The following is a 12,082-nucleotide window of genomic DNA, read 5'->3' on the forward strand; positions in this document are numbered from 1 at the left end:
ATAAAAACAAATTTATAAAAACACATAAAGCAGCAAATTTCGATTATTGATTATATACGATACCCAAACTAATTTTACGTGGTATTAGAGATGCTTTTTTAATTTATGTTGTTTTGTGATGCTTTTTGTTTTGTCTTTAATTACTAGAATTTTTTCTTTTATTGGCATGTAGTGTTTGTTTGAAAATTTAGAGATTTGCTATAATTAGACTTGTTTTAAATAAAATTTTTGATAAATTAATAATAAAACACTTTTTGATTAGATAATTCTTAGTCATTTTTATTTCTATATTTTCTCATTACGTTACATTGATATTTTTTGAATATTGTATTATTAATCTATTTTTCGAGTACTTTATTTTACGACATCCAGATTGTAGAAAAAATAGTATAGTTATTTTTCAAGGTTTAAAAGTGTATGTTTTTTTGTCGAGAGATTTAAAAAACATCAGAGAATCTGTCACAAAAGAGACAGTGTATTTTTTCTTTCTTTATTAACAAGTTGGTTTCTGTTTTTTGTCTAAAAATAACCTAAATTTGAAATTCAATTTTTGTAATTTTAAATAATTACAATCACTTCAATTCCAGCTATGTACTTAATTTTTGATACCGAAACTACAGGATTACCTAAGCGTTGGGGCGCACCTATTTCTGATACAGACAACTGGCCACGTTGTATTCAAATCGCTTGGCAGTTGCATGATGATATGGGGAAGCTCATCGAACATCAGGATTATTTGGTTAAACCAGAAGGGTTTAATATTCCTTATGATGCCGAACGTATTCACGGAATTTCTACAGAATTGGCCGAAGCCGAAGGAATTTCTTTAGCCGAAGTTTTAGAGAAATTTAATATCGCTTTAGGCAAAGCCAAATATATTGTAGGTCAGAATTTAGGTTTTGATATCAATATTATGGGTTGTGAATTCTATAGATTGGGAGTAGAAAGCCAAATGAGTTCCATGCCAATTCTGGATACCTGTACGGAGGTTACTGCTTCTTTATTAAAATTACCTGGAGGTCGTGGTGGAAAATTCAAATTACCAACACTTACAGAATTACATAGTTATTTATTCAATAAGCCTTTTGGTGAAGCGCACAACGCTACTGCCGATGTAGAGGCAACTACGCGTTGTTTTCTAGAATTAATAAGACGTGAAATTTTCACAAAGGAAGAACTTGATGTGGAGCCAGGTTATTTCAAAGACTTTCAAAACAGAAATCCTTCCGAAATAAAGCTAATTGGTTTAAAACATATCAATCTCAAAGCGGCTTCGGATAAAATTCGTCAGCAATTTGGAGAGAAACAGGAACCAGCGGTTTCAAAGAAAGAGCTTTCGGAGAATAAAAAAGTGTTGGTAGACACACAGTTTGTGCACTTACACAACCATACCCAATTCTCAGTATTGCAATCTACCATTAGTATTGCAGCATTAGTCAAAGCGGCGGCACAACAAAAAATGCCTGCTGTTGCCATGACCGATCACGCCAATTTAATGGGCGCTTTTCACTTTGTGCGTGATATTTTATACCATAATAAAGCGGCTGAAGCCAAAAATAAAGCGGCAATCGAAAATGGTGAGGAACCTACAGAAGTTACGATGAAACCGATTGTAGGTTGTGAGTTTTTTGTTTGTGATGATCATAAAAACAAGTCGGTCAAGGATAATGGCTACCAAATAGTACTTTTGGCGAAGACCAAAAAAGGCTATCATAATTTAGCCAAAATGTCATCGATCGCTTATACAGAAGGATTTTATTATGTTCCAAGAATTGATAGAAAAGTAATTCAGCAGTATAAGGAAGATATTATCGTTTTGTCTGGAAACTTGTATGGAGAAATTCCAAATAAGATTTTAAACATTGGTGAAAATCAAGCCGAAGAAGCCTTAATTTGGTGGAAGAACGAATTCAAAGATGATTTTTATATTGAGGTGATGCGTCACAATCAAGAAGACGAAAATCGAGTAAATGCTTCTTTAGTTTCATTGGCTAAAAAACATGATGTTAAAATTGTTGCTACAAACAACACCTTTTATATAGATAAGGAAAATTCGAATGCGCACGATATTTTGCTTTGTGTGCGCGATGGCGAAAAGCAAACTACACCTATAGGTCGTGGTCGTGGTTATCGATACGGATTGCCGAATCAGGAATATTATTTCAAGTCGGGAGACGAGATGAAGCAACTTTTTGCTAATCTGCCAGAAGCAATTTCTAATATAGCAGAAATTGTAGATAAAATTGAAATTTATGACTTGGCTCGAGAAGTTTTACTTCCGAAATTTGAAATTCCAGTAGAGTTCAATGATCCTGAAGATGCAAAAGATGGAGGAGTTCGTGGAGAAAATGCGTATTTAAGACACCTTACTTTTGAAGGTGCTAGAAGACGATATGCAGAGATCACAGAAGAAATTCAAGAACGACTCGATTTTGAATTATTAACGATTTCGAATTCTGGTTATCCTGGATATTTCCTGATTGTACAGGATTTAATTGCTGAGGCACGAAGCATGGGAGTTTCTGTTGGACCCGGTCGTGGTTCTGCAGCGGGTTCAGTTGTTGCGTATTGTTTGAAGATTACGAATATAGATCCCTTAAAGTACAACCTGCTTTTTGAGCGTTTCCTGAATCCCGATCGTGTGTCCCTTCCCGATATTGATATCGATTTTGATGATGAAGGTCGCAGCAGCGTTATGGATTATGTGATTCGAAAATACGGTTCAAAACAAGTGGCACAAATTATCACTTATGGTAAAATGGCGACGAAATCTGCCATTCGAGATACGGCGAGAGTTTTAGATTTACCCTTATTTGAAGCAGATAAAATCGCCAAGTTGATTCCAGGAATGATGCCATCTAAATGGAATTTAGCTCGTTTTTTAAATGAAAAGGAAGATGTAATTAAAAAGGCAGTTCGTCCAGAGGAATACGATAAAATTAAAGAATTAATTGGTCTTGCCGGTGAAGATGATCTAGGTGGAGAAACCATTCAGCAAGCTAAAGTTTTAGAAGGAAATCTTAGAAATACTGGTATTCACGCTTGTGGAGTAATTATTACGCCAAGCGATATTACGAATTTTGTTCCTGTGGCTACTGCTAAAGATTCAGATTTGTATGTAACACAATTTGACAACTCGGTGGTAGAAAGTGCCGGTTTGTTGAAGATGGATTTCTTGGGTTTGAAAACCCTGACTTTGATAAAAGATACTGTTAAATTAGTAAAATATAGAACTGGAATCGATCTTGATCCGGATACGTTTCCTATTGATGATTTAAAAACATACGAACTCTTTCAACGTGGAGAAACGGTGGGAATTTTTCAATATGAGAGTCCAGGAATGCAGAAATACATGAAGGAATTAAAGCCGACGGTTTTTCCGGATTTAATTGCCATGAATGCTTTGTATCGTCCGGGACCAATTGCTTATATTCCGAGTTTCGTCAAGCGAAAAAATGGTGAAGAAGAGATTATTTATGATCTAGATGCGTGCGAAGAATTATTAAAAGATACGTACGGAATTACAGTTTACCAAGAGCAAGTAATGCTTTTGTCCCAAAAACTAGCCGATTTCTCTAAAGGTGATGCTGACGTTTTACGTAAAGCGATGGGAAAAAAGCAAAAAGATGTTTTGGATAAAATGAAACCCAAATTTATCAATCAAGCTGCCGCCAAAGGTCATGCCGAAGATAAACTAGAAAAAATTTGGAAAGACTGGGAAGCCTTTGCAGAATATGCCTTTAACAAATCACACTCGACTTGTTACGCATGGATTGCGTATCAAACCGCTTATTTAAAAGCCAATTATCCTGCGGAATATATGGCGGCAGTTTTGTCTAATAATATGAGTGATATCAAGCAAGTTTCTTTTTTTATGGAGGAATGTAAGCGAATGGGATTGCAGGTTTTAGGACCAGACGTAAATGAGTCTTTTTATAAATTTACTGTAAATGACGATTATGCAGTCCGTTTTGGAATGGGCGCTATCAAAGGTGTAGGTTCTGGAGCAGTAGCAACTATTGTAGAAAACAGAAAAGATGGTAAATACAAATCTATTTTTGATTTAGCCAAACGAATTGATTTGCGTGCCGCCAATAAAAAAGCAATTGAAAATCTAGCTTTAGCGGGTGGTTTTGATTCTTTTGGAAACACAACAAGAGCCCAATATTTTCATGATGATGGCGACGGAATTACTTTTTACGAAAAAGCGATTCGATATGGTTCTAAATACCAAGAAAATGAAAATTCATCTCAAGTAAGTTTGTTTGGCGAAAGCAGCGATGTACAAATTGAGGAACCTGTTGTGCCACCTTGCGAAGACTGGAGTACTATGGAAAAGCTAGCGAAAGAGAAAGAGGTGGTTGGAATCTATATTTCTGGACATCCTTTGGATGATTTTAAATTTGAAATGAAGTATTTCTGTAATTCTAAATTGGAAGCGCTCAAAAATATGGAAGCTCATGTAGGCAAAACACTTGCTTTTGGAGGTATAGTTTCTAATGTACAAAGACGTATTGCTAAAAACGGAAAGGAATGGGCGATTTTTAATCTAGAAGGTTTTGATGAAAGTTTTGAGTTTAAAATATTTAATGAAGAATACTTAAATTTTCACCGCTATTTGCTTCCTAATAATTTTGTTTATTTTAAAATTTTGATAAAAGACGGATGGGTAAACAGAGATACAGGTAAAAAATCAGAACCAAGAATGCAATTTACGGATGCAAAACAGTTGCAAGATGTACTAAGTATTTTTGCTAAGAAATTAATTTTACTATTGAATATAAATGATCTAGAAGCAGAATTTATTCATAAACTAAGTCGTCTTTTTCAGGAAAATAAAGGAGATAATACGGTTTCTTTTGAAGTGATGGAAATCGAAAAAACGAAAAGGCTTGTTGAAGTCGCTGCTCCAGAAATAGAAAATGACGAAGAAGTTTTTGTGGAGGAGAATGAGGATTCTGAAATTGAAGCTGATATTATGACAAATTCAAATGCTGTAGTTAAGGCAAAAGTAGAAGAAATTGAGGAGATTAAAGTTGTTACTAAATTAGCAATGCCAAGCAGAAAATTAAAAATTAATATTTCTAATGAATTGTTATTAGAATTAGAAAAAATGCAAATAAATTTCAAATTAAATTAATTTTAAATGCAAATAGCTCTTTTATTTATAGTTGTAAATGTTAATTTTTTCGACCTAAAGAGCTGATTTTAATATGCATGCATATTAATTTGTTTTTATGTGTGTATTTATTTAGTAAATGCAGATGCGCTATGAGTGAAATTAATTAAATTTGTGTTAAACAAAAAATAAAATTATGAAAAAGAACCTTTTTTTATTAGGATTTATGGCTTGCTCTTTGACTATGATGGGGCAAACTGACAAACAAGAAAGCTGGTATTTTAAATTAGGCGGATCTTACTTTACACAAACTGCAGCTACGGAATTTCCAGTTGTTGGTGGACAATTGCCCAACAGAGATGTTTATGTTGGAGGTGTTGGGTCTAATAAATTAGCTTCAAGAGAAAGTGTAACAGGATCTTTTGGAGAAGGTTTTAGAACTGGCTTAACTGCAGGTTACCGCTTTAATACTCGTTTAGGGGTAGAAATGGGTATTAATTACTATTCTAGTAATGATAAAACAATGGCTCAAACAACTGACAGATTAGTGAAATATGATCCTGCAACTACTGCTGCAACTTATCTTAGTTTTGCTGCAAATGGTCAAATTACAGCTTTTGACCTTGCTCCAGCAATTGTCTTATTTTTAGGAGAACATAAAGGTTTTGAACCTTATACTAAAGTTGGTGTAATTGTTCCAGTGCATGGTACATTAGATATTGAAACAGATAGAAATTACTCAACTTTTGTTGGGACTAATAAGGTTGCCAATACTGATGCATATTCTAAAGATGTTGTTAAGCCTAATCCAACTCTTGGTTTTATGTCTGCTTTAGGAACATCTTACAAGTTAGGTAAAAATATTTCTGCTTATGCTGAATTGGAATACCGTAACTTCACTGTTCATGGTAAAACTAAAGAAACAGAAATTTACACTGAGAATGGTGTTGATAAACTTAATGTTAATACTAATTACAGACAAGCTTCTTATTCAGCCACTCATTCTAATTACGTAGATCGTTTAAACGGAAGTTCTAATAATCAAGAATACAACGCTACTGGTTTTAATTCAAGTAAACCAACTGACGAACTAAGTTCTTATGTTGGTATTTCAGGTTTAGGTTTAACTTTAGGTTTGAAATACACTCTATAATCTAATACTTGTTTTAAACAATATATTTAAGAGGTTGTCTTTTGGCAACCTCTTTTTTTTAGCCCTGATCGAAGCGGCATCCTTTTAGTATCTTGTTGCGAGGAACAAGCAATAAGATACTAAAAGATATAGCGTAGAGCAGGAATAGCTCCTAATTTTGAATAAATAGATTTAAAAAACATTTTTTATAAAGAATGACAATACACTTATAATCAAAACTAATTTTTAAATAGTGTTTGATTTGTTTTTAATTTCTAAATTTGTATCCAAGTTCTGAACGCGCTCAGGACTTTTAAAATCTAAAAAAAAACAATATGGCATTAGCAATAACAGATGCTACTTTTGAAGAAGTAGTTTTGAAATCAGACAAACCAGTAATGGTAGATTTTTGGGCAGCATGGTGTGGACCTTGTAGAATGGTTGGTCCAATCATTGACGAATTGAGTACTGAATACGAAGGTAAAGTAGTAATTGGGAAAGTAGATGTTGATGCAAACCAAGAATTTGCTGCAAAATACGGAGTGAGAAACATACCAACAGTATTGGTTTTTCATAACGGAGAAGTAGTAGGAAAACAAGTAGGAGTTGCTCCTAAACAAACTTACGCAGATAGTTTAGACGCTTTGTTGTAATCGGTAGATTATAATTTATATAGAAAGGTTTGGCGAAAGTCAAGCCTTTTCTTATTTTTAACCCACACCAATCTCTGTTGTAATGAAAATCAATTTGTTTGTATTGTGTTTTGTTTTAGTATTTTATTCCTGTCAATCGGTTAAGAAAACTACTGTAACTTTAGAAACTGGAATTTCTAAAGAACTAGCAACTTATCGCAAGAGCCAAGTGTCTGCCGTTTCTTATGATTTAGCATTTGCTATTCCGAAAGAGAAAGAAAGCCCTATTCTATCGCATCTTGTTTTGAATTTAAATCTTACCAATACTCAGCAGTCTTTGTATTTAGATTTTAATGAAAAGAAAGAAAATCTAAAATCAGTTGTAGTCAATGGAAAAACAGTTGCTATTATTCACGAAAAAGAGCATTTGATTATAGCTAAAGAGTTTTTGGTAAAAGGTAAAAATAGGGTTGAGGTTGATTTTATAGCAGGAGAATTATCATTAAATAGAAACTATGATTTTTTATACACTTTATTGGTTCCAGATAGAGCAAGTACTTTATTTCCGTGTTTTGATCAGCCTGATATAAAAGCTACTTACACACTTTCTATAACGGCACCAAAAGGTTGGTCTGTTTTAGCTGGCGCTCCGCTAATCAATAAAATAGAGAAAGGAGATTTTGAGCAATACCAGTTTGGCAAATCCGATAGCATGAGCACATACTTATTTTCATTTGTCGCTGGTGAATTTAAAAGTGTTTCTCAGAATTTAGATAATTTTCCGATGACGATGTTGTATCGAGAAAGTAATAACGAAAAAATTAGCGAGAGTACAGATGCTATTTTTAGTTTGCACCGACAATCGATTTCCTTTTTAGAAAAATATACTCAACATCCTTTTCCATTCCAAAAAATGGATTTTGCTACAATTCCAGTATTTCAATATGGTGGCATGGAGCATGTAGGTGCGATTCAATATAGAGAATCGAAGTTGTTTTTGGACAACAGCGCAACGGATAGCGAAAAATTAAGTAGAGGAAAGCTTATTGCGCATGAAAGTTCACACATGTGGTTTGGCGATTTGGTCACTATGAAATGGTTTAATGATGTGTGGATGAAGGAAGTGTTTGCTAATTTTATGGCCGATAAAATAATGAATCCAGCTTTTCCAAAAATCAATCACAAGTTGCAGTTTTTGGCAACACATTACTCTAGTGCGTATGACGAAGATCGAACCAAAGGAACGCATCCTATTCGTCAGAACTTAGCGAATCTTAAAGATGCAGGTTCTCTTTATGGAAACATCATTTATAATAAAGCTCCTATTATGATGCGACAATTAGAAGCAACGATGGGAAAAGAAGTATTTCAAAAAGGAATTCAGAAATACATACAGAAATATGCAAACTCAAATGCAGATTGGGAAAATTTAGTAGTAATTTTAGACCATGAAACTCCAATTAATATAAAAAAATGGAGTGATGTTTGGGTAAATCAATCGGGTAGAGCTTTATTTAAGGATCAAATTGAATATGGTGAAACTGGTGAGATAAAGAATTTCTTAATTGAGCAACAAGCCGAAGACGGTTCGCAGAACGTATGGCCACAAATTTTTGAAATTGGATTGGTATATCCTGATGCTATCAAAACTATTAAGGTGAATGTAAAAGATCGGATTACAAATGTTGCTGAAGCAATTGGTATGATAAAACCAGTCTCTATTATTTACAATTATGACGGTTTAGGTTATGGTGTTTTTCCAGTTGATACTAAAAATATTGATGCAATTCAAAATACAAAGGACGAAGTAGCTAGAGCTTATAGTTATATTAATATCTATGAAACCACATTAATTGGCAAAATCAAACCCTTAATAGCTTTTGATAGTTTTTCAAAAGCAATTGCGGTAGAGGAAAATGAGTTAATTGTGAAGTTGTTGTCCAATCAGTTGAGTACATTGTTTTGGGATTTTCTAACTGTAAAGCAACAAAATAAAGCGCAAGCAGAATTAGAAGTGTTGATTTATAACAGATTGCAAGCTGATTTACCTTCGAATATCAAAAAGACATTATTTGGTTTGTTTGAAAATGTCGCTTACTCTAAATCGGGTAAAGAAAAGTTATATCAAATTTGGAATAAAGAAGTTAACATTCCAAATCTCAAGTTAAACGAAGACGACTACACCAATTCGGCTATGGATTTAGCAATATATCAGCATGATAAATCAGATGGCATATTGTATAAAACGAGACAAGCAATAACAAGCTCGGATAAACAAAAACGTTTTGATTTTCTTCTTCCCTCATTGTCTAATGATGTAACTGTTAGAGATTCTTTTATGCAATCACTCAAACTGCAAAAGAATAGAGAAAAAGAAGCTTGGGTACAAATAGCTTTGGCAAATATTCATCATCCATTGCGTCAGGATAGTTCAAAAAAATATTTAAAAGAGTGTTTAGATTTAATAGAAGAAGTACAACTTACAGGAGATATATTTTTTCCAAAAGGTTGGTTGGTTAACAGTGTGGGTAAATATTCCTCTGTAGAAGCCTTCCAAATCGTAAGTGATTTTTTGAAAGAAAACCCTAATTTCAGTCCAATTCTAAAGAGAAAATTATTGCAGGCTACTGATAATTTAGCGCGCGCTCAGGAAATTAAAAAGGAAATAGAATGAAAATCGAATCCCAAATAGAGAAAATCTCCAGTTTTCAACATCTAGAATTATTAGCAAATCAAGTGGTCGAAGGCTTTATTTCAGGAATGCATAAAAGTCCCTTTCATGGCTTTTCTGCTGAATTTGCGGAGCATAAAGTGTATAATGTTGGCGAAAGCACCAAACATATTGATTGGAAGCTTTTTGCCAAAACGGATCGCCTGTATGCCAAACGCTTTGAGGAAGAGACCAATTTACGATGTCATATTATTATTGATAACTCATCGTCAATGCATTATCCAAAGCTAAAAGAAAATCAAAATTTTTTTGATAACAAAATAGGGTTCTCAGTATTAGCTTCTGCAGTTTTAATGAATTTATTAAAAAAGCAACGTGATGCAATTGGACTTAGTGTTTTCTCGGATCAATATGAATACTATGCGCCTGAAAAAGGGAGTGATCGCCATCATAGAATGATATTAAATGCATTAGAAAACCTGCTTAAAAAGCCTTTTAATCATAAAATGACACATACTACTACCTTTTTGCATCAAATAGCCGAGAAGATTCACCGACGCTCTATGATTATTTTATTTACGGATATGTTTCAGTCAGGAACTAACGCGGTACAAGACGAAGCGTTGTTTAGTGCTTTGCAACATTTAAAACATAATAAACACAAAGTTGTTTTATTTCACGTTATAGATGCTAAAACGGAGCGAAGTTTTGACTTTGATAATGCACCAAGAAAGTTTATTGATGTAGAAACCTCAGAAGAAGTAGCTGTTTTTGCCGATAATGTGAAGGAAGAATACGAAAAAGAGGTGGAAAAATACTTTAAAAAGTTAGCTTTAACCTGTTCTCAGAATAGAATTAAGTACATTCCTGTTAGTGTAGAGGAAAGTTTTGAAAAAATAATGACGACATACTTAGTTGAAAAACAAAACTTTGGCTAAAACATTAAAAATTTATTAATTATTTTTTAAAAAAAGGCTTGCGTAAACGGAAATCTATTGTATCTTTGCCACCGCAATAACGCAGAGGTTTGGTAGTTCAGTTGGTTAGAATACATGCCTGTCACGCATGGGGTCGCGGGTTCGAGTCCCGTCCAGACCGCAATATTGGGGAAAGCCTTTCGTAACAGAAAGGCTTTTTTGCCCCATAAGGTTTTTAACGTTAGTTGTGTTGTTTGCTACGAATTTGTAACTCGTAGCGGGTTTAGTAGTTAGACCAATGAAAAGCTTTTCGCTTCGGCGAATAGCTTTTTTGATTAAAAAGAAGGGAATTCGATTTTGTAGTAATATAATTTAACAAAATCCAAATTTCGAAAAAATATAAGTTAAATAATGTTGGTTTGGTAGTTCAGTTGGTTAGAATACATGCCTGTCACGCATGGGGTCGCGGGTTCGAGTCCCGTCCAGACCGCCAATATTAAAAAAAAAGTCTTTCGTAACAGAAAGACTTTTTTTGTTTAATATATTTCTATCAAATGTTGAAATTTAATCATTGCACTTGCTATTTAGTCTTTTAGAGTTAAAGTGGTTAATTTGATTTCTAAAAATCGGGATTCTTTAAATTAATTTAAAAAACCCTCAAATTCGAGATTACTATCCATTATTTTATGATTCTTTAGGATCTAGTTTGTCGAATCGTGATTAACGGCAATTTTCAGTTGGGATTTTAGAAAGTATACTTTCTTTAAAAGCCATTCGTTTCGATTGATTTCCTTTTGGCGTTTCCCATTCTAAAAAAGAGGCTATATCCGAGTTCGGTTATAGCCTCTTTTTTAGAATGGGTCGGGCTATTCGCTTCAAGTCCTCGTCAAGTTCCGTTATACTTCACTTAACTGTGGGCTTTCCGCTGCTATCCCTAACGCGATTTTGTTTTTCTCAGCCGTTTAGAAGAGGTTAGGCGTAACAAACAATTTACTATTCTAGATCACAGTCTGCTCAATAGGATTACTACACCTATATATAGGTAAGAAAAAAAATACCTACCTATATATAGGTGTAAAAAAACAGCGGTTTTATAAATGGTAGTATGGTGTTACCTATATATAATATAACAATAGCAATCCTAGCGCGATATTATATTGACATTTGATTGTGGCTAAAGAAGAAACTCCTACCTATATATAGGTATCAAAACGGTGTTGATGTAAATTCTAGTATCGCTGTACCTATATATAAGGTAAGAATAGCAATAATTAAAGAAGATAGAAGCTTTTAAAATGACTACACTATATGTAATAGGTAGCTTTAAGTAAGATTACAAAGAGCAAATGTTATGTACAAAGCCAATAAAAGAGGATAAAACCCTTTTTTAGATTGTATTTAGAAGAGTGGAGTAGATGTTTAGAAAAAAAATATCACATTCAAAAATCAGATTTTCAGCTCTTTAAATGAAACAGTAGTAAAAGGTTAAAAAAAAGTGATTAAAAAAGCTTGCATAACGGTATAAACGTTGTAGTTTTGCACCCGCAATGGCGCATAAGTTCTTACTTAAATAATGAAAATCGGATCAAAAATAAAGCGAAAGTTTTAGAA

General features: G+C 33.6%; 5 protein-coding genes and 2 tRNA genes. All 7 read left to right on the plus strand.

The genetic code is table 11. From position 1 onward, the window contains the following. Positions 1–589 precede the first annotated feature (589 nt). Positions 590–5,140, plus strand: coding sequence for a DNA polymerase III subunit alpha (dnaE, locus tag MW871_RS02205; RefSeq protein WP_248427399.1), 4,551 nt, complete (start codon positions 590–592; stop codon positions 5,138–5,140). Positions 5,141–5,315: 175 nt separating this feature from the next. Beyond that, on the plus strand, positions 5,316–6,272 hold the full coding sequence (locus MW871_RS02210) for an outer membrane beta-barrel protein (RefSeq protein ID WP_248427400.1): 957 nt from the start codon (positions 5,316–5,318) through the stop codon (positions 6,270–6,272). A 314-nt stretch (positions 6,273–6,586) separates the two neighbouring features. Continuing rightward, positions 6,587–6,904 (plus strand): thioredoxin, encoded by a 318-nt coding sequence (trxA, locus tag MW871_RS02215; protein WP_072945763.1) that lies wholly within the window; start codon positions 6,587–6,589, stop codon positions 6,902–6,904. An 82-nt stretch (positions 6,905–6,986) separates the two neighbouring features. Further along, positions 6,987–9,557: a M1 family metallopeptidase gene (locus tag MW871_RS02220; protein WP_248427401.1), complete on the plus strand. Its 2,571-nt coding sequence runs from the start codon at positions 6,987–6,989 to the stop codon at positions 9,555–9,557. After that, entirely contained in the window at positions 9,554–10,492 is a 939-nt protein-coding gene (locus MW871_RS02225) for a DUF58 domain-containing protein (protein ID WP_248427402.1), read from the plus strand. Before MW871_RS02220 ends, MW871_RS02225 begins: the two co-directional genes overlap by 4 nt. 86 nt (positions 10,493–10,578) lie before the next feature. Continuing rightward, positions 10,579–10,652 (plus strand) — tRNA-Asp (locus MW871_RS02230). A gap of 235 nt (positions 10,653–10,887) precedes the next feature. Beyond that, a tRNA-Asp gene (locus MW871_RS02235) sits at positions 10,888–10,964 on the plus strand. The last annotated feature ends 1,118 nt before the right edge of the window (positions 10,965–12,082 follow it).

Source organism: Flavobacterium pygoscelis (assembly GCF_023162025.1).
GTDB classification, from domain to species: domain Bacteria; phylum Bacteroidota; class Bacteroidia; order Flavobacteriales; family Flavobacteriaceae; genus Flavobacterium; species Flavobacterium pygoscelis.

What these genes read in the sequence shown, in the direction of transcription:
- trxA (WP_072945763.1), top strand. Translation starts at nt 6,587, where the DNA reads ATGGCATTAGCAATAACAGATGCTACTTTTGAAGAAGTAGTTTTGAAA.
- MW871_RS02220 (WP_248427401.1), top strand. Translation starts at nt 6,987, where the DNA reads ATGAAAATCAATTTGTTTGTATTGTGTTTTGTTTTAGTATTTTATTCC.
- MW871_RS02225 (WP_248427402.1), top strand. Translation starts at nt 9,554, where the DNA reads ATGAAAATCGAATCCCAAATAGAGAAAATCTCCAGTTTTCAACATCTA.
- dnaE (WP_248427399.1), top strand. Translation starts at nt 590, where the DNA reads ATGTACTTAATTTTTGATACCGAAACTACAGGATTACCTAAGCGTTGG.
- MW871_RS02210 (WP_248427400.1), top strand. Translation starts at nt 5,316, where the DNA reads ATGAAAAAGAACCTTTTTTTATTAGGATTTATGGCTTGCTCTTTGACT.